Origin of the sequence: Aliiroseovarius crassostreae (assembly GCF_049803815.1) — a bacterium.
In the GTDB taxonomy this organism is placed as follows: domain Bacteria; phylum Pseudomonadota; class Alphaproteobacteria; order Rhodobacterales; family Rhodobacteraceae; genus Aliiroseovarius; species Aliiroseovarius crassostreae_A.
In genome coordinates this window covers 1-19608 of sequence record NZ_JBNAGI010000004.1, presented here as the reverse complement: position 1 = coordinate 19608, position 19608 = coordinate 1, and the positions used below count along the sequence as shown (strand labels likewise).

The window sequence follows — 19608 nt, the reverse complement described above, 5'->3', positions numbered from 1 at the left end:
GGCCCTGTTCGCACCCAGCCCAAAATGCGCTATCGTCCTGACTGCAAAGGCCAAGAGTATGACTGATATTCCACGCCGTGACCCAAATACCGTGATGCGGCTTGCGCGTCTGGGGTCCATCCATCAATCGCGCCTGTCTTTCATGCGCATCCTGACCCGCCGTCTGGCCCGCGAAGGCTGGCGGTTTGAACAAACCGCGTTTGAGATCAGTGACGCGGGCGAAGGTCATGCGGTCTATACCGCTTATGGTCCGGACCGCGCCTATTCGCTGATCGCCTTCGCCCATGACCTGCCGCCCGAGAAACGCTCGGACCGGGTGATTGCGGATGCGTGGGATGCGACTTTCACACTCTTTGATGGCGTGCCAACGGCGGCTGACATAGACCGCCTGTCGCATAATATCCCGGTGCAGGAAGCGGGCCGGGTGAGCGGATCGGAGCTTTCCGTCTCCCGCGCCAACCGCTCGGTGCGCCTGTGGGAACATGTGGTGTCATCACTTGCCGAAGGGCGTCAGCCCGACGCCACGCAGATCGATGCCGTGGGCTATCTGATGCGCACCACCGCTGTTTATGGCTCCGGCAAGCTGGGCGCTGCGGATCGCGAGATGATCGCCGATCGCCCCGAGTTTCGCGTGCCCTTTCAGGTCGAGATGCTTTCGGTCTACCTGACCCGCTGGTTTGTGCTGGATCTGGTGCAACATATGGCGGACCGTCGGGCCGCCGCATCCGGGGCGAGCGCATCGCAACTGGACCCTTCCATCGCCCGATCCATGGGGATTGGCAATTCCACCGGACTGGGCATGGCGCCGTTCCTTTTGAACCACCCGGTGCTTTTCAACAACTGGGTCGCCGCGCGTGAAAATGCCATTCAGACGGTGCGCAGCCTGGCTGCCGCCAGTGCCGAGGACATCACCCTGTTTCGCGCGCTGGTCGAACGCAGCAAACTGTCGATTGCCCGGTGGCGATCAGAACACCCTATTCAGATTAAGAAACTGGCCGATCTGCGCGCGGATGTGGCCAAGCTGGACGGTTATCTGGCGCAAAACGGCCTGATCGGACCCGCCCCCTGGGATGCGCTTTATTGTTGGGCCGAAGGGGCGTTGTCGCTGGAAGGGCAGGAATGGGTGGCGTCGCTGATGCTGGAACCTTACGGCGCGCTGGTGGATCAGTTCGCCGAAGAAATGGCCGCGGACAACACCGCCACCTTCCGCATTGCAGGCGCCATGAGCATTGGCGACCTGCGTGCGTTGCTCAGGGATGTCTATGCCTGGGCGCTCGACACCAACTGGCAGGCCCCGGAAAACCGGGCGCGGGCCTGGTACGTATCGGAAGAAAAGCTGGAACCCCGGTTGGGGGAACGGTTTGAAGAGCCGATTGAAGAATATGAACAGCCGCTGGCCCCGGGGCGCGATGCGGCCCAGCTTTACAAGGCGCTTTCCCATTGGCCGGATGCGGCGCAGGTGGCGGATTTCCTGCTGCGCCATCCTGAACATCGCCACGTGCTGCGCCGCGCGCAGATCGTGGGCCGTGCGCCTTATGCCGAGATCCGCGACAACACGATCTCGGATCAGGTGCTGCCCATTGATATGCTGCGCTGCAAGCTGGCCTTCTTTGGGGCCACGCAGTTTGACCCGCGATCGGATCGCTGGGTGCGGATCTGCATGTATGGCAATGCGCCGCTGCCCACCGAGCTGACACCAGACAATGCTGATTTCTGGGTGTTCCCGGACGCCCATCCCGCGCATGAGGAGGGCATCGCATGAGCCATTCACTGAATGAAATCGAAGCCATGGGCAAACGCGCGGGTCGCGGGGCGGGCCTGTCCTGGGGATTGGCCGAAGAGGCCGCGAAAGGCACGCGCTGGCTGTCATCCTTTGGCTTTCCGGGCACTGAAATGCTTGCCGAACTTCTGGTGTTGAATGACAGGATCCCGCCAATTGATGTCTCGCCCGTGTCGCTCAGCGCTGATGTCTGGCATGCGCCCGCGCGCCGGATGAGCCCGCTGATTGCCGGGGCCGCCCTGTCCGATTGCGCGGTGCGCCTGTTGGAGCGTGGATCGATCACTATGCAGGCGGTGAGCCTGCCTTTGTTGGCCGTGCCCTTCATGGGCGGTGCCGCCCTGCGCCTCGGCGTGCCTGTCGCGGCGGAATGGGACGGGGCGCGGGTTGCGACGGATGGCAAACAGCTTTGCGTGCAGGGGGAGGCCAGTGCGTTGCAGGCGAAACACGCGGATCACCTGGTGTTCTCGGCCCCTGCCGAAATGACCGGCAAACGTGAACCGGTGATGCGCGCCGAGGTCAGCGAAGACAGCTGGAATGTGCTGGGCGGCTTTGCCCATCGCACCTTTGCCCCCGCCACGGAAGAAAGCCGGTTGCGCGGGGCCGGGGCTGGCCTCAGCGACAATGACTGACAATGACTGATAACGACTGACATTGCGGATGACGCGGGGCAGGGAACTGCCCCGCGCACGCACAAATCACGGAATGAAAAGAAAGACTGACATGACCGCCACCCAAACCCTGTCCCTTGCTGAAATTGAAACCCTGGCCTTTGACGCGCTGGTCAAAGCGGGCACCTCGGAAGACAACGCCCGCCCGCTGGCTGTCGCGACCGCGATGACCGAAGCCGATGGCGTGGCCTCACACGGGCTGGCTTATATCCCGATCTATTGCCAGCATGTGGAGTGCGGCAAGGTGGATGGGCAGGCGAAACCATTGGTGGCACAGCCGCGCCCGGCGGTGGTGACGGTGGATGCGGCCACCGGCTTTGCGCACAGTGCCATTGATCTGGGGTTTGAAAAGCTGATCCCGCTGGCGCGTGAAATGGGTGTGGCAGTTCTGGCCGTGAACAACTCGTATAATTGCGGCGTGCTGGGGGTGCATACGCAGCGTCTGGCGCAAGCCGGGTTGATGGGCATCGGGTTCACCAACGCGCCTGCCTCGATTGCGCCCTCGGGTGGCGCCAAGCCTGTGGTCGGCACCAACCCGTTCTCGATCTCGGCCCCGGATGCGGATGGCAATGCAGCGCTTTTGATCGACCAATCGGCCAGCACCATTGCGAAAAGCGAAGTGATGAAACACGCCCGCGAAGGCAAGCCGGTGCCGGAAGGTTGGGTGCTCGATGCCGACGGTCAGCCAACCACCGATCCGGACGCAGGACTGAAGGGGTCCATGGTGCCGTCGGGCGGTTATAAGGGGGTGGGCATTGCGTTGACGGTCGAGCTGATGGCCGCCGCCATGGCCGGGGCCACCCTTGGGTCGGTCGCAAGCCCGTTTTCCGGCACCGCAGGTGGGCCGCCGAAAACCGGTCAGTTCTTCATTGCAATTGACCCCGAGGCCACGTCCGGTGGGCTGTTCCAGAAAAAACTGGCCGCGCTGATTGCGTCTTTCCGCGACCAGGACGGCGCGCGCCTGCCGGGGGATGGTCGTCGGGCCGCGCGGCTTCGTGCGGTGAAAGAGGGTGTTGCGGTCAATGCCGCGCTTCTGGAAAAAGTGCGGGCCCTCGTCTGAATGGCAGAGGGAGGCCCTTCTGTGACGGCTGGACTGCGCGGAAAGCAGATCTGTTCGGGGCCGGCAACGGACCCGGGAACGTGTCGAGACAGGTTTGGGCCTGACAGGTTTGGGTCTGACGGTCAAAGATATTGATCGAGTTCAGGCTGTCTGATTGTCCTAAAGCGTTTCGGGATACACATGAGACACATGTTTATGTCGAAACGCCCACGACATTGAAATTTCTTGCTGGGTCTCGGATGTCCCCTGTATCAGGTTGAAATGTGTCAGGTTGACTTGTGTCAGGTTGAAACCGGGATGCTTTATTGGGGACAGACAGCACGGAAATCAGCAGCACGTGGGCATGGAATACGATTTTATCATTATCGGGGCCGGGTCCGCCGGTTGCGTTCTGGCGGACCGGCTTAGCGAATGTGGGCGCCACACGGTGTTGGTGCTTGAGGCCGGTGGGACCGATGCGCGGTTTTGGATCAAAGTGCCGGTGGGATATGGGTTCACCTACGCCGATCCGCGTGTGAATTGGGGATATCATGCCGAGGCTGACCCCGGTCTGAACAATCGGGTGGCCTATTGGCCCAGGGGGCGGGTGATCGGCGGCTCCAGCTCGATCAACGCAATGGCGTATATGCGCGGATTGCCGGTGGATTTCGAGGATTGGGACCGGGCCGGGGCCGTCGGTTGGGGATGGGAGAATGTCCGTCGCGCGTATGAACGGCTGGAATGTCATTGGGACAGAGGCGCTGATGGGACATTGCGGATGCGTGGCGCGGGCAAGCTGCATGTCTCCGACCTTCGTGACCAGATGCATCCGTTTTCCAAGCGATTTCTGGAGGCGGCCTCTGATCTTGGTTGGCCCTGTCTGCAGGATCTCAATGATTGCGCCTCCGAAGGATTGTCTTACTACCGCAGCACGGTGCGCAACGGGCTGCGCTGGTCGTCGGTGGATGCGTTTTTGCGACCGGCCCGGACCCGACCGAATGTTAAGCTCATCAGCAAGGCCCTGGTTGAACGGATCGAGATCGAGGAGGGGCGTGCCACCGGGGTGCGCTACAGCGTGAACGGGCAATCTGTTGTGGCCCGCGCGGCGGGCGAGGTTCTGCTTTCGGCCGGTGCCATCAACTCGCCTCAGATCCTGCAGCTTTCGGGGATCGGGCCAGGGAAGCTGTTGCAATCCCACGGGATCAGGCTGTGCCAGCCGCTGGAACAGGTTGGCGAGGGGTTGCAGGATCATCTGGCGATCACCCACCATTTTGCAGCCAAGGAACACACGTTGAACGCAAGCCTCGGCCATTGGCGCGGGCGGCTTTCGGCGGGGGTGAAATATCTGCTGGCTCGGAAAGGTCCGCTGAGTGTACCGGTCAATCAGGTGGGAGGCTTCATGCGTTCGGACCCAGATCTTGATGGCCCGGACATGCAGGTTTATTGCAACCCCGCGTCCTACAGGACCGGGGAGGATGGCAAACCCCAGATGGGCCCTGATCCGGGGTTCATCCTGTCGGTACAGCCCTGTCGCCCCACCAGCCGGGGGCGCGTGCATATTACCTCTGCCGACCCGCGTCAGGCGCCAGTGATCTACCCCAATTCCCTCTCCACCCGGAAAGATCGGGAAGATGCAGTGCGGGCCTGCAAGCTGCTGCGAAAGCTTGCCAATGCACCAACGCTGAGCCGGGTGACCAAAGCCGCGATTGCCCCGGATCTCAATGGAATGAATGAGGATGACATGCTGAATAACTTCCGGGCCCGGGCAGGCACGGTGTTCCATCCGACCTGCACCTGCCGCATGGGCGAAGATGCGGAGAATTCGGTGCTGGATGCGCGGCTTCGGGTGCATGGGCTGCGCGGGCTGCGGGTGGTGGATGCCTCAAGCTTTCCCAATGTCACGTCGGGCAACACAAACGCCCCCGTCATGATGTTGGCAATGCGCGCCGCCGATCTGATTTTGGAAGATGCGCGATCTGGGGCAAGATGACCCAAAGAGGAGAGTGAAATGCGTCTGGACAAGATTGAAACCTTTGTCGTTGCCAACCCGCCGCCCCGTCACGGCGGGCGCTATTTCATCTTTCTGCGCCTGACGACCCGTTGTGGCATCACCGGGGTCGGCGAGATTTACAATGCCACTTTTGGGCCAGAGCTTTGCTGTGCCATGGCCAAAGAGGTGTTTCACCGCCATTTTGATGGCAGCGATCCGCATCATATCGAGAGGCTGTGGCGCAAGACTTATGGCGCCGGGTTCACCCAGCGCCCGGATGTGACCGTGATGGGGGTGCTCAGCGGGTTGGAAATGGCCTGCTGGGATATCATCGGAAAGGCGGCGGACCGGCCGGTTTATGACCTTCTGGGCGGGCAGGTGCATGAAAAGCTGCGCAGTTACACCTATCTCTACCCGCCACGGGGGGATGTCTATCCCGACCCGGACCGGCCCAATGTCTATAATGACCCCGATTTGGCGGCTGAGGTTGCGGTGCAACTGGTGGAACAGGGATTTACCGCAGTGAAATTTGATCCGGCAGGGCCTTATTCGATCTTTGACGGGCATCAGCCCCGGCTTGAGGATCTGGATCGAAGCGAGGCCTTTTGTCGCCGCATTCGCGAGGCGGTGGGCGGCCGCGCTGATCTTTTGTTCGGCACCCATGGCCAGTTCACCGTGTCAGGGGCCAGGCGTTTGGCGCGCCGGATAGAGGCCTATGATCCGCTCTGGTTCGAAGAGCCGATCCCGCCGGAAAACCCGGCTGACATGGCCGAGGTGGCCCGCGCCACCTCCATTCCCATCGCCTGCGGGGAACGGCTTTGCACCAAACACGAATTTGCCCGCGTGCTGGAAACAGGCGCGGCCTCGATCCTGCAGATGAACCTGGGCCGGGTTGGCGGGCTTCTGGAGGCCAGGAAAATTGCGGGGATGGCGGAAACACGGCAGGCGCAAATCGCGCCGCATCTTTATTGCGGTCCGGTGGTGGCAGCGGCCAATATCCAGATTGCCACATGTAGTCCCAATTTTCTGATCCTTGAAAGCATTGGCCGGTTTGACGGGCCTTACATGTCGCCGGTGGCGACGCCGATCAATTGGCACGATGGCTATATCATTCCCCCCACCGCCCCGGGATTGGGGGTTGAGCTGGACGATGCGTGGATCAGGGCACATCCTTATGAAGGGACCGAGCTGCATCTTGAGATGGCGCAGACCCCGGTGGTGCCATAGGTGCGGACCGGCTACTCGATCTTCAATTCAAGCGCGGCAGGGGAAAGTTCGACCCGTTGCTCAGTGATCCTTGCCGCTTCCAGAAGGACGATATCGGGGCCTCGGACTTCGGTCGAGAACACGCCCCGCTGTGCCTTCAAAGCCATCTGAACGCCCATCCGCCCCTGCACAACCGGATCGTCAAAGGCCGCGGCAACAACCGATCCGCCTTGCAAGCCGCGACGCACAGAATGGCTGATATAGGTCGACACAAACTGGGGCGCAGGGCGGTCTGAATTGGCCGCCAGCCCCATCGCCCCTTCAATGGCCGGTGCGGATCCAATCAAGATGTCAAGATCAGGCACGTCGCGCAGCGTGTCCTCGACCTGGGTCAATTGCTCGCGCAGCCCGGTGTCGGACCGGCCAATATGGCGGATGGTCACGGAAGACCCCTGAAGTGCGTTTTCCAACCCCGCTTCCAGCAAAGGTGACCAGCCGGATTGGGCAGGCCCGGTCACCAGCGCGGCGTTCACCGGGTCACTTCCCTTGGGATGAAGGCGGGTCAGATAACGGCCGATCTCTGCCCCCATATCCGACCAGTCCACGCCAACCGCGCCACTGAGTTGGGTGGCGTGCAACTCGTTCACCAATCCCACCACGGGCACGTGGCGCGCAGTGCGGCCAACCGCGGCAAGCAAGACAGGGTCATCGGCGGACACGGCCCCCAAAAGGATGGCATCTGCCTTGCGCTCGACACAGGTCTGCAAAAGGGAAATCTGCCGGGTCAGGGCATGATACCCGCCGCTTTCAAACATGATCAGCCTGGTCTCTGTCTTTGCGGCTTCTTTGATCAGCCCATAGCCCACGCTCAGCCAGTATTCATCTTTGAAATGCGGCACCACCACGCAGATTGATCTGTTTGACACCCCGCTGGTCTGGTTGTCCGCAAGGGCCGTGCCACTTGGCGGCCCCAGTGCGAGCAGGGCCACAAGGGCGATTGCGGCCCGGCGCAGGGCTGCATAAGCTGGCGCCATGCAAAGCACCCGCTTCGACACACAACTTCTGCGCATTTTCTCGTTCATCGTGGGCCTTGCCTTGCTTGCGAGTGTGGTTGCAATCGTCTCAAATACCTATCTGTCCAACCGCCAACGAACCTTGATGCAGGACAATTTACCCGCAGGTCCGCTGGCGCGCAAAGTGGTCGGGTCCTCCAACTTTATCGCCGCATTGGCCCCCTCTTTCCCGGATGTTCAGTCGCAGGCGGATCTGGACGAGCTGGCCGCGGCGCTGAAGGCTGAACTGGCTGCCATGAGCGAAGATTTACAGGCGTTGCAGGGGTTCTTTCCCGATATCACCCAAGATCAGGATGCCGCCGCCTTGGCCGCGTTGCGCAACACGATCGGGCTGTTGGTTGATGGAACACGGCGCAAGCTGGGGCTGCAAAAGCGGTTGGCCGAGAACCAGATCCGCAACTCCGAAACCCTGTCTGAACTGGCCGATATTCTGGCTGGGCAATCTGATATTGCGCGGGTGCGGGTCACGGCCACCATTGCCGATCTTTATGAAAATCCGGATCAGGCGCGCGACAATCTGGACCGTTTGGCCGATGTGGATTTCTTTGCCTATGACCGCCACGTGGAATTGGACGGGGCCATTGAACGGGCCGGGTTCCTTCTGTTGCGTGTGCCGTTGATGGAGACCGTTGAACCGTTGACGGCATTGGGTCACGAGCTGGAGAAGCAGTTTACATTTGCAAAAAGCCGTGTCCGGTTCCTGTCGTCAAAGGCCGCGCAAAGACGGGTGGCGGACCTGCTGCAGGGGCTTGAGACAGAGCTTGGCGCAACAGGAAGCATCGCGGTGCGCTCTCGGTTGCTGGAAGAGGAAACCTGGCTGCGCGCGCTGGTAAATGAGGTCCGGTCACAATCCGTGGATCTGAACCGCATCACGGATCGACACCTGCAAACCGTGGGGGCGCAGGTTCTGGCGGCTCAGGCAGATGCCGAGGCGTTGGGGCGGGGGATCTCACTGTCGCTGGTGGTGGTGTTGGCCTTGCTGGTCGGGGCCGCGATCTATGCCTGGTACCTTGCCCGCACGCGTGTGGTGGAACGGCTGCGCGGTGTGGCCGAACATATCGATGCCCTGGCGCATGAGGATTACGCCCGCGACATTCCGGTGACCGGAACGGATGAAATTGGCAGCATGGAGAAGTCTCTGCATGTGTTGCGCCGCCGGGCGGCCCGGTCACGAAAACTGCGGGACGCGCTGGAAGTGGCGGTGAAAGAGCGCACCGGTCAGATCGTGACCGAAATGGAGGCCCATGACGCGGCGCGCGCCGAGGCAGAGGCCGCCAACCGGGCAAAATCCGAGTTCCTGGCGATGATGAGCCATGAAATCCGCACGCCATTGAACGGCGTGATTGGCATGTTGCGGCTGTTGGAGGGGGATCTGGACGATGCAGAGCTGGGCGCGCGGATGTCCACGGCGCGTGTCTCGGCCGAACATCTGCTCAGCCTGTCCAATGACCTGCTGGATTACGCCAGCACGGAAAGTCGTCAAATGACCGCGCAGAATGTGCATTTTGATCTGCGGGATCTGGTGGGGCAGCTGGGGTCCTATCTGGGGGTGGCAGGCGAAGCCAAGGGGCTTGATGTGGCGGTCTCCTTGCCCACCAGCGCGCCACCTGCGCTGTATGGGGACCTGCCGAAGATCCGTCAGATTGTCGTGAACCTGCTGTCCAATGCGGTGAAATACACCAAGACGGGGCGGGTTGACCTTGCGGTAGACCATGCCGCACATCCCGAAACCGGTGCCCCTGTGCTCAGCTTTGCGGTCAGTGATTCAGGGATTGGCATTGCTGCGCGGGATATGGATTACATCTTTGATGCCTATGGGCGCGGTCATATGCGGGACGTTGGCAATATTCAGGGCATGGGGTTGGGCCTGTCGATTTCACGCCGGTTGACCGAAGTGCTGGGCGGTGCGCTCAGCGTGGAAAGCAAGCCGGGGCAGGGGTCGCGCTTTACCCTGACCGTACCCTTGGAAATGGGCGATCTGGCACAGGTTGAGGTCACCCGCGAAGAGGCGCTCCGGGCGTCGTTCGACAAACATGTGCTGCTGGTCGAGGACAATTCGGTCAATCGCATGGTGGCGCGGGGATATCTTGACCGGCTGGGCTGCCGCGTGGATGAGGCCGAAACAGGCCAGCAAGGGATTGATCTCGCGCGCAGCGGGTGCCATGACATTCTGCTTCTGGACCTCGATCTGCCCGATATGTCCGGGCAAGAGGTGGCGGTTGCGTTGGCCATGGACCGGCAGGCCGGGCTGCGCATTGTGGTTCTGACGGCCCATCACATCTCGGACACACCGGAAGAGCGGGCACGGCTGGGGGTGGATGGGATCCTGACCAAGCCGATCTCGCCACGCGCACTTTCCTCCTATCTGGACGAGGCGGCGCCAGAGGCCACGCCGGAAGAGATCACCGCGACCCACGCGGCGCTGGAAGGGGATCTGGAAGATCTGGGGCGCGAGGTGGTGGCTGAAATTCTTGGGGAATACCTTGCGCAGTCAGAGCAGTTGATGGGTGAGATCAAGCTGGCGCTTGCCAAGGCGCCGGATGCGGAACGATCTGAAACGGTGCGCAAGCTGGCCCATAAATGGAAAGGGGCGGCGGCGAATTTTCACCTGACCGCGCTGTGTGAGGCGCTGACCGGGCTGGAAGAGGCGGCGCGCAGCGGGGACGCTTTGCCGGCGGATGCGCCTGACCTGATGGCCCGCCATCAGGATGCTCAGGACCTTCTGCGCAGGCTTGCGGCCCGATATGAGATCTTGCTGCCGGGGTAGGATATGGCCGCGGGTCAGCTGGCAGCGAAGAGATAGCCTTCGCCATGCACCGTGATGATCCAATCCGGATGCGCAGGGTCCGGTTCGATCTTCTTGCGCAGCCGTCCCACCAGCACGTCGATGGTGCGATTGTCCGGGGCCCAGCGGCGGTGCTGCACCAGCTCAAGCAGCCGGTCGCGAGACAGGACAATGCCGGGATGCTGGGTGAAGGCGTGCAAGAGTTCAAATTCGGCGCGGGTCAGGGGTTCGATGCGCCCCTCGTCATCCTCCAGCCGCCGGCGCGCGCGATCCAGCGTCCAGCGCCCGAACGTCATGGCCGGGGCAGGGGGCGGCGCGGCAGAGCGGATTTCCTCAATCCGGGCCAGCAGGTTTTTCACCCGGGCAAACAGCTCGCGCTTGTCAAAAGGTTTGGTGACATAATCATCGGCCCCCATTTCAAGACCTACGATACGGTCGATCTGGTCATCGCGGCTGGTCAAGAGGATGATCCCCGCGTTTGACAGCGCGCGCTGTTCGCGGGTGATCGTCAGCCCGTCCTTGCCATCGAGGTTGATGTCAACCAACAGCAGATCTGCCGGATCCCGGGCCAGGATCTCTTCCATCTGCGCGGCATCTTCCGCCTCTGACACGCGATACATCTGCTTTTTCAGCGACGCGGCCAAACGGCGGCGGGTGACGCTGTCGTCTTCGACAATGACGATGTGCTGTGCCATGATCCCCTCCGGCCAGGCGTTTTGGTTTGCCCCGAGGTAAGGGCGAAACGCCACTCACTCCAGCCATTATTACATCCTTTTACAAACTCGCACAGCAGTTTCACGGGGTGTGGAAGACCGGTTCACACCCGGCTTTTAAGGTCGATGTCAAAGGAAATCCCTCAGACAGGAGGCTACCATGTCACTTTCCAATCCAACCCGCCGAGCGTTTATCCAAGGGGGCGCTGCCATGTTCGGGGCCACCGGGCTGATGGGGTCCACGGCACTTGCGTCAATTGACCCGAACTCCTTCTCGGGCCGCACCTTCCACGCCAGCCATTATGGCCCGTTCGAGGCCGTTGTGCGCGACGGCAAGCTGGTGGGCATCAATACGATGATGGAACTGGATGCCCGCCCGACCGAGATGTTGACCTATGGCATCATGGACCGGACCTATGACAAGACCCGCGTGAACTATCCGATGGTGCGCAAATCCTATCTGGAAGGATGGAAAACCGGCGACACCAAGCCCGAACTGCGGGGCAAGGAAGAATGGGTGCGTGTTGATTGGGATACGGCCTGGTCGCTGGCGGCCAAAGCGCTGCTGGATACGGCCACCAACCACGGCAACGAAGCCATCTTCAGCTCGTCTTATGGCGGCTGGTCCAACGCGGGCGTGTTCCGTCCCAACGTGCTGCAGGGCCGGCTTCTGAACCTCATGGGCGGTTGCACCAACACCGCGGGCGACTGGTCGGCCGGTGCCGGTCAGGTGGTCATGCCGCATATCATTGGTGATATGGAGGTCTATTCCGCCCAATCCGCATGGGAAACCATCCGCGACAACACCGAGGTTTTTGTGCTGGTCGGCTGTGACCCGATCAAGAACAACCGGATCGAATATCGCGTGGCCGACCACGGCATGTATGCCCATTGGGAAGAGATCCGCGACAATGGTGTGAAATTCATTTCGATCAACCCGCAGCGCACCGCATCTGACGAATATCTGGGGGCCGAGCGCACCGCGATCATTCCCAACACCGACACCGCGCTGTTCCTGGCCATGGCCTATCACGCGCTGGAAAACGGTTGGGATGACAAGGAGTATATGGCGAAATACACGGTCGGGGCTGACAAGTGGATTGCCTATGTGAAAGGCGAAACCGACGGCACGCCGAAAACCCCGGCCTGGGCCGCAAAAATCACCGGCATCGATGAACAACAGATCAAGGACCTCTGCGAGCTGATCGCCACGTCGAAAACCGCCATCGCGGGGTCGTGGGCGATCCAACGTGCGCAACACGGCGAAATGGCCTATTGGTCAATCGTCAACTTCCAGGCGCTCTTGGGTAAAATCGGCAAGCCGGGGCAGGGTGTTGGGTTCAGCTGGCACTATGGCAACGGCGGGATGCCGCAAGGGGGCAATGCCACCCCGGTTGGCATGAGCCAGGGCCGCAACTTCGTGAAGAAAATCGTGCCGGCAAGCCGCATCACTGAGGCGCTGGAAAACCCAGGCGTTGATTTCTTTTACAACGGGCAGACCAACACCTATCCCGACATCAAGATGATCTTCAACGCGGGCAACAACTTCATGTCACACCAGCAGGACACCAACCGGTTGATCCGTGCGCTTGAGAAGGTTGAAACCATCGTCTGTGTCGATGTCTGGTGGACGGCGGCCACCCGCTGGTCCGACATCGTGTTCCCGGCCTCCTCGACGCTGGAACAGGACGATATCACCTCGGGCGGCACCTATTCCAATGACCGCGTCTACGCGATGAAGAAGGTGATTGAACCGATTGCCGACAGCAAACCGGATTACGAGATCTTTGAAGGTCTGGCCGACAAGCTGGGGCTTTGGGCACAGTTCACCGACAGCGAAGACAAGATGTATCACATCAAGCTCGCTTACGAAGCCTCTGGGGCTGCAAAAGAAACCCCGTTTGAGGAGTTCTGGGAAAAAGGCTATGCCCGGATGCCGGTGCCAACTGAGGCCCGCAAATGGACCCGCCACGGGGCGTTCTATGACGACCCGGACGCCAACCCGTTGCACACCAGTTCAGGCAAGATCGAAATGTTCTGCGACACGATCGACAAGATGAACCTGGAAGATTGCCCGGGGATGCCGCAGTGGATGGAGAAACACGAATATCTCGGCAATGCCAAAGAAGGCCAGCTGCATGTCGTGTCACCCCACCCGTGGTTCCGTCTGCACAGCCAGATGGGCAACTCGGAACGTCTGCGGGATCTTTACATGGTCCAGGGCCGTGAACCGGTGCGCATCAACGCCGAAGACGCCGCCAAACGCGGTATCGAAGACGGCGATCTGGTTGAACTGTACAACAAGCGCGGCACGGTGATTGCCGGGGCGGTTGTGTCGGATGACATTATGCCGGGTGTGGTTTCGATCTACGAAGGCGGCTGGCCGCAGCTTGACAGCAAAGGTCGCGACAACTCGGGTCTGGCGAACTTCCTGACCTCGACCCAGCGCGCCTCTGGCCTGTCGGAAGCGACCACCGCCAACACCACGCTGATCGAGATGCGCAAATGTGAGGACCCCGAAGGGCCGAACATGGCCTATGATCCGCCCGCGATCATTGAGGATATGGACGTGGCCGCGGTTGATGATGAGGCCATTGGTGTGGAGCGTCTTGAGGCTCTGACCGCCTCGCTTTACGCCGACATGACGCCGGGCGAAAAGATGTTCTTTGAACGCTGCACCGTCTGTCACGCCCCGCGCGAAGTGACCCACTACACCCAGCAACAATGGAAAGGCATCGTGCCCTCGATGTTTGAACGCGCTGGTCTGGATGACGGGGAACGCGAACTGGTCATGGAATACCTGATGACCAACGCGGCGGATGCCGCGGCCCACTGAACCCAAGTGGTCGGCCCCAGGCAGGGGCCGACTTTCCTCCCGGAACCGGTGGTTGGCCTCTTATCCCTTGGCCAGCCGCCGGTTTTTGGTTTCAACGCACCAGTTTACGCGAGGTTCGGGCCTGCTGGGGTTGGTTTTTCTGGACAGTTTGGCCGCTCCGTGGCTCGATGCTGACAGCAGCAGTGGCGGGTAGACGCGTGATGGAATTTGACTATGTGATTGTGGGCGGCGGGTCAGCCGGATCGGTTCTGGCCGCGCGCCTGAGCGAGGATCCCAATTGCAAGGTCTGCCTGTTGGAGGCCGGTGGGGCCGGGCGCAGCATCCTGGTGCGCGCGCCTGTTGGTGTGGTGCCGATGCTGCCGGGCCGCCCGGTGAAGATCAACAACTGGGCCTATCAGACCGAACCACAGCCCGGCCTGAATGGGCGGCGGGGATACCAGCCGCGCGGAAGGATGCTGGGAGGCTCCAGTGGCCTGAATGCGATGCTTTACGTGCGCGGGCAGGCGGCGGATTTTGATGCCTGGCGTGATCTGGGCTGCGATGGTTGGGGCTGGGAGGATGTGCTGCCCTATTTCAAACGCTCCGAAGGCAACATGCGCGGCGCGGATGAATGGCATGGTGCAGATGGCCCCCTGAAGGTCAGCGATCAATTTGCTCCGCGTCCGATTTCCCGGGCTTTTGTTGCGGCCCATCACGCCATGGGTTTGCCGGAAACGGATGATTTCAACCGTGAAGACAATGAAGGGGTGGGGCTGTTTCAGGTCACCCAGTTTCATGACCCGGAACGGCGAGGGGAGCGCTGTTCTGCGGCGGCGGCTTACCTGCACCCGGTCCTGTCGCGCCCCAATCTGCATGTCATGACCCATACGCGCGCCACGCGGATTTTGTTTGAAGGCAAGCGCGCGATCGGCGTGGCCTATGCGCGTAAAGGCGAGACCGGAGACGTGCGGGCGCGGCGCGAGGTGCTCTTGTGTGGCGGGGCGTTCAACTCGCCGCAGCTCCTGCAACTGTCCGGGGTGGGGCGGCAAGAGGATCTGGCCCCGCATGGAATTGAACTGCATCACCACCTGCCCGGAGTGGGGCAGAACCTGCAAGACCACCTTGATTTCACCATGTCGTGGAAAACGAAAGATCGCGACAATATGGGGATCGGGCTGCGCGCAGGGCTGAATTTCCTGCGCCATGCAAGGCGCTGGGCGCGCGATGGCCGGTCGATGGTGGCCAGCCCGATGGCCGAGGCGGGTGGGTTCTATAAATCCTCGCTCAATGTGGATCGGGCTGACATTCAAAGCCATTTCGTGATTGGTATTGTGGATGACCATGCGCGGCGATTGCATTGGGGCAACGGGTTTTCCGCCCATGTCTGCCATCTGCGTCCGGCGTCACGTGGGCGGGTGGGGTTGCGTTCTGCAGATCCGCTGGCCGCCCCGCTGATCGATCCGAATTTTTTGGCCGAAGACGGTGATCTTCGGGCGTTGATCAATGGTATCAAGCGGTTGCGTCCGGTTATGGCAGCCCCCGAGATGGCCGCGTTTTGCCAAAAGGAATTGTTTGGAGTGCATGACGGGCTGAGCGATGCGGAGTGGGAGGAGCATATTCGTGCCCGCGCCGATTCTATTTATCACCCGGTGGGGACGTGCAAAATGGGGAAAGATGCGGATGCGGTGGTGGGCCCCGATCTGCGTGTGCGTGGGTTGGAAAGACTGCGCGTGGTGGATGCCTCGGTCATGCCGCTGTTGATCAGCGGAAACACCAACGCGCCGATCATCATGATGGCCGAGAAATGTGCGGATGTGTTGCGGCGTGGCTCTGGGGTGGGGGTAAAGGTTTGAGATCGTAAAACGCCGACAAGCAATAATCTGAGTAAAATGGTAAGAAATGCTTTACCTGACAAAAATACTCATTTAATGAACTGTCAATCAAATTGACAATGAGGACAGTCATGATCCGCAAATCCCTTTTGGCCCTTCCGTTCCTGATGGGCTCTACCGCCATGTTGCACGCCGCTGACACTGCGGCGGTTCTGGACAATTACGCCGATATCGCGCTTGCCGGCTACGAAGACAGTTTGGCCCTTGCGAAAGAGCTGAAAACGGCAGTGGATGCGCTGGTGGCCAGCCCGTCCGACGCAACCCTGACCACCGCGAAAACCGCATGGCTTGCCGCGCGGGTGCCCTATCAACAGACCGAAGCCTTCCGGTTCGGCAATCCGACGGTGGATGCGTGGGAGGGCAAAGTGAACGCCTGGCCGCTGGATGAAGGCCTGATCGACTATATTGCAGCCGATCATGGCGAAAACGAAGAGAACCCGTTCTCCACCGCCAATGTGATCGCCAATGCGAAGCTGACTGTGGGTGGGTCGATGATTGATGCCGCATCGATCACCCCGGCCCTTTTGGAAAGCCTGCACGAAGTGGAAGGCATCGAGGCCAATGTCGCCACCGGTTATCATGCCATCGAGTTTTTGCTTTGGGGGCAGGACCTGTCGGGCACCGATCATGGCGCGGGCAACCGTCCGGCGTCGGATTTTGACACGGAAAACTGCACCGGTGGAAACTGTGACCGCCGTGTTGATTACCTTGTTGCCGCAACCGATCTTCTGATCAAGGATCTCGAAGAGGCCGTGGCCAATTGGGCGGACGGCGGGCAGGGCCGCACCGATGTCACCACCGACGCGTCCAACGGCATTGTCATGGCCTTCACCGGTCTGGGCAGCCTGTCTTATGGCGAACAGGCGGGCGAGCGTATGAAGCTTGGCCTGATGCTGAACGACCCGGAAGAAGAGCATGATTGCTTCTCGGACAACACCCATAATTCGCATTATTTTGATGGTCTGGGCATCCGCAATGTCTTTACCGGGCGGTATGTGCGTGTGGATGGGTCCGTTGTCGAGGGACCGTCGCTGTTTGATCTGGTGAAAGAAAAAGACGGCGCTTTGGCGGACGCCTTGCTGGGGGATATGAACGATACCATAATCGCGCTGGGCGACATCCGTACTGCGGCAGAAGGCGGCACATCTTACGACCAGATGCTTGGAGTGGATCATCCAGGCGGTGCCCTGGTTCAAAACGCCATCGACAAGCTGGTTGCGCAGACCCGCAATATCGAACGCGCCGTGGCGATTGTCGGGGCAGAAGGCGTGACCATCGAGGGGTCAGACAGTTTGGATGATCCGAACGCAGTGTTCCAATAAGTCGAAAATACCCGAAACAAAAGGCGCCCTTCTGGGCGCCTTTTTTGTGATCTCTGGAGGTGTGGTTTAAGATAAGGCTTTGTGAAGTAATCATAAATTATCTCAGGGGCAGGTTTAAGCGTATATTCACCCCTTGCTGTCAAAACAGGGAACACCAGGGGAAAGTCGTCCCGCTGGTCATTTGGGCGCCGGGCTGGACCGGCGTGCATGGCCAGGGACGATACTCATTCAATGAATGGAGTGTTTTATGCGCCTTCTTAGCAAGTTTTCGATTGCCATTTTGCTGCCTGTTGCCATGGTGCTGTTGGTCGCATTGTCGGTCGGCATAACGACCTTTGTGTCGTACAAGGCTGAAAGCGAAGCGCTTAAAGAGCAGGTTGAAAACACTCTGGTCGCATTGCGCGAGGAACGGCGCGGCAGGTTGGAACACGAATTTCACCTGACGGCTGCAGAACTGTCCGTGACCGCCACACGTGGCGCCACGGCAAGAGCAATGACAGGTTTCGTTCGGTCCTGGCGCATTTTGGATGGTGACCCGGTCAAGGAATTGCAGCGCATCTACATCACAGAAAACCCGCACCCGGCTGGGCAAAAACATGAACTCGCCTGGTCGGGCGACAGTTCGACCTACTCCACAATACACGCACAGGCCCACCCAGAATTCAAAGCCATGCTCGAAGCCTATGGGCTATATGACATTTTCCTGATCGATACAGAGGGAAATATTGTCTACACCGTATTCAAAGAGTCGGATTTTGCCACAAACCTGAACTCGGGCGCTTATAAAACCTCCGGATTGGCAAAGGCCTTTCAGGCAGCAATGAAGCTCGAGAAAGGGAACGTTGCGTTTGAGGATTTCTCGCCTTATGCGCCCAGTGGGGACGCCCCCGCTGCCTTTGTTGCTCACCCGATATTTGATCGCCAGGGCAAACGCATCGGGGTCGTCGCCTTCCAGGTCCCCGAAGGTCCGATCTCTGCCGTGGCCAGCGCTCCAACAGGTTTGGGGCAAACCGGAGAAGTCTATTTCCTTGGGGCCGATACTCAGTTCCGTTCCAATAGTCGTGTCGAGGGGGATCCGGCACGCGTGGGCCTGCGCGGAGTTGACAATGACGTGGTTCAAAAGGCCTTGAATGGCGAAAGTGGGGTTGCGGATGCGATCGGGGACAATGGTAATCCGGTGGTTGTCGCCTATTCCCCTGTGGACGTCCTTGGGCAAACCTGGGCCATCATTGCCGAGCAGGACACAGATGAAGTGTTTGCCAGCGCGCGTGAACTGATTAAAATCTTGATCACCAATGGCATTTTGATCATCGTCGGGGTCTCGGTTATTGCCCTTCTGTTTGCGCGCAGCCTCGTTAATCCTCTTGGCAAAGTAACACGTGCAATGTCTCTGATTGCGGGTAAAAACTATGACGCCGAAGTGGAAGGGACGGCGCGCCGGGATGAAATTGGCGACATTGCCAAGTCCTTGGAACAGTTCCGCCTGTCACTTCTTGAGGCGCGCGAAGTTGCGAAAGAAAGCGAATTCAGAGGGGCGGCCTTCAACTCTTCCTCTGCTGCAATCATGATGGTCGGGAACAATCTGGATATTCTCCATATGAACCCGTCAGCTATGGATCTGATGCACGAACATGAGGCGAAGTTCAGAGAGTTGGTTCCGGATTTTTGTGCAGATGAAATTGTTGGAAAATGCGCCGATATTTTTCACCCACCGGGCTTGCGGGAAAGGGTCCGCGCCATTCTCGCAGATGATGCAAACCTACCATATAATGTCGTGATTGCGGTGGATGGTGCCAGGCTGAAACTGGAGATTAACCGTGTTTGGGGGGGGGACGGAGAACCCATTGGTTTTGTTGTGGAATGGATGGATGTTTCGGCTGATTTCCTCAATAAGGCCCTGCTTGAATCGATCGATAGCAACCAGATGAAGGCGGAGTTTACACCAGATGGGATCTGCTCGGGTGCAAACGATTTGTTCCAAGAAAAAGTCGGCCTTCATGCGCAGCGGGAAAATGTTTCTTTGGAGGAGCTTTTGAGCAGCGATCAGGCGGAGGATCTAAATGTCTCTGAACTGCTGCAATGCGTTCGAAACGGGGAAAGTGTGTTTGGGCGTTACTCCATCAATACCGAAGCCGGGCAGAGCATCATTGTTGATGGTGGGTTCACGCCTGTCGCTGACGAGAAAGGTGTCCCGCTGAGCATTGTCCTGATCGCGAATGACGTGACGGATGCGCGACGGGAGGTTGAGGCTGCGGAAGCCGAGCGGGCTGAGATGGAAGCGGCGCAAAGCCAGGTTGTTGATGCGTTGCGCGATGGTCTGAGCCA

At 60.0% G+C, this 19608-nt stretch carries 11 protein-coding genes and 1 pseudogene; 10 read left to right on the top strand and 2 right to left on the bottom strand.

Features of this window, described 5'->3' with window-relative positions:
* Positions 1-58: 58 nt before the first annotated feature.
* From ACP15V_RS11660 to ACP15V_RS11640, 5 genes are all read left to right on the top strand, one after another.
* Positions 59-1762, top strand: coding sequence for a hypothetical protein (locus ACP15V_RS11660; protein ID WP_424943878.1), 1704 nt, complete (start codon positions 59-61; stop codon positions 1760-1762).
* Positions 1759-2409 carry a DUF3726 domain-containing protein gene (locus tag ACP15V_RS11655; protein ID WP_424943877.1) on the top strand — a complete coding sequence of 217 codons (651 nt, stop codon included), beginning with the start codon at positions 1759-1761 and terminating at the stop codon, positions 2407-2409. The genes ACP15V_RS11660 and ACP15V_RS11655 overlap by 4 nt, the downstream gene beginning before the upstream one ends.
* Before the next feature lie 91 nt (positions 2410-2500).
* Entirely contained in the window at positions 2501-3508 is a 1008-nt protein-coding gene (locus ACP15V_RS11650; RefSeq protein ID WP_424943876.1) for an Ldh family oxidoreductase, read from the top strand.
* 343 nt (positions 3509-3851) lie between these two features.
* Positions 3852-5477, top strand: coding sequence for a GMC family oxidoreductase (locus tag ACP15V_RS11645; RefSeq protein WP_424943875.1), 1626 nt, complete (start codon positions 3852-3854; stop codon positions 5475-5477).
* Between the two features lie 18 nt (positions 5478-5495).
* Complete coding sequence (locus tag ACP15V_RS11640; protein ID WP_424943874.1) at positions 5496-6704, top strand: mandelate racemase/muconate lactonizing enzyme family protein; 1209 nt, start codon at positions 5496-5498, stop codon at positions 6702-6704.
* 11 nt (positions 6705-6715) lie between these two features.
* Here the strand turns inward: ACP15V_RS11640 and torT are convergent, their stop codons facing one another.
* Positions 6716-7717, bottom strand: a complete 1002-nt coding sequence (gene torT / locus ACP15V_RS11635; protein ID WP_424943873.1) for a TMAO reductase system periplasmic protein TorT — start codon at positions 7715-7717, stop codon at positions 6716-6718.
* Here torT and ACP15V_RS11630 point away from each other — a divergent pair.
* Entirely contained in the window at positions 7716-10523 is a 2808-nt protein-coding gene (locus tag ACP15V_RS11630; protein WP_424943872.1) for an ATP-binding protein, read from the top strand. The two genes, torT and ACP15V_RS11630, sit on opposite strands and share 2 nt — an antisense overlap.
* A 14-nt stretch (positions 10524-10537) precedes the next feature.
* On the opposite strand, the gene torR is transcribed toward ACP15V_RS11630, so the two are convergent.
* Entirely contained in the window at positions 10538-11236 is a 699-nt protein-coding gene (gene torR / locus ACP15V_RS11625; protein ID WP_424943871.1) for a two-component system response regulator TorR, read from the bottom strand.
* 178 nt (positions 11237-11414) lie between these two features.
* On the opposite strand from torR, the pseudogene ACP15V_RS11620 reads away from it, so the two are divergent.
* The 4 genes and pseudogenes from ACP15V_RS11620 to ACP15V_RS11605 all read left to right on the top strand — a co-directional run.
* Positions 11415-13727: pseudogene (locus ACP15V_RS11620) on the top strand (molybdopterin-dependent oxidoreductase); the annotation flags it as partial.
* A 563-nt stretch (positions 13728-14290) separates the two neighbouring features.
* On the top strand, positions 14291-15922 hold the full coding sequence (locus tag ACP15V_RS11615; protein ID WP_424944131.1) for a GMC family oxidoreductase: 1632 nt from the start codon (positions 14291-14293) through the stop codon (positions 15920-15922).
* A gap of 110 nt (positions 15923-16032) precedes the next feature.
* A complete protein-coding gene (locus ACP15V_RS11610) occupies positions 16033-17283 on the top strand; it encodes an imelysin family protein (RefSeq protein ID WP_424943870.1) in 1251 nt (416 codons plus the stop codon).
* A gap of 247 nt (positions 17284-17530) precedes the next feature.
* Positions 17531-19608 (top strand): cache domain-containing protein (locus ACP15V_RS11605; RefSeq protein WP_424943869.1); only part of this gene is annotated, 2078 nt, incomplete at its 3' end.

Coding starts and splice junctions, on each gene's coding strand:
- ACP15V_RS11615 (WP_424944131.1), top strand. CDS start 14,291: ATGGAATTTGACTATGTGATTGTGGGCGGCGGGTCAGCCGGATCGGTT.
- ACP15V_RS11640 (WP_424943874.1), top strand. CDS start 5,496: ATGCGTCTGGACAAGATTGAAACCTTTGTCGTTGCCAACCCGCCGCCC.
- torT (WP_424943873.1), bottom strand. CDS start 7,717: ATGGCGCCAGCTTATGCAGCCCTGCGCCGGGCCGCAATCGCCCTTGTG.
- ACP15V_RS11655 (WP_424943877.1), top strand. CDS start 1,759: ATGAGCCATTCACTGAATGAAATCGAAGCCATGGGCAAACGCGCGGGT.
- ACP15V_RS11650 (WP_424943876.1), top strand. CDS start 2,501: ATGACCGCCACCCAAACCCTGTCCCTTGCTGAAATTGAAACCCTGGCC.
- torR (WP_424943871.1), bottom strand. CDS start 11,236: ATGGCACAGCACATCGTCATTGTCGAAGACGACAGCGTCACCCGCCGC.
- ACP15V_RS11630 (WP_424943872.1), top strand. CDS start 7,716: ATGCAAAGCACCCGCTTCGACACACAACTTCTGCGCATTTTCTCGTTC.
- ACP15V_RS11645 (WP_424943875.1), top strand. CDS start 3,852: ATGGAATACGATTTTATCATTATCGGGGCCGGGTCCGCCGGTTGCGTT.
- ACP15V_RS11660 (WP_424943878.1), top strand. CDS start 59: ATGACTGATATTCCACGCCGTGACCCAAATACCGTGATGCGGCTTGCG.
- ACP15V_RS11610 (WP_424943870.1), top strand. CDS start 16,033: ATGATCCGCAAATCCCTTTTGGCCCTTCCGTTCCTGATGGGCTCTACC.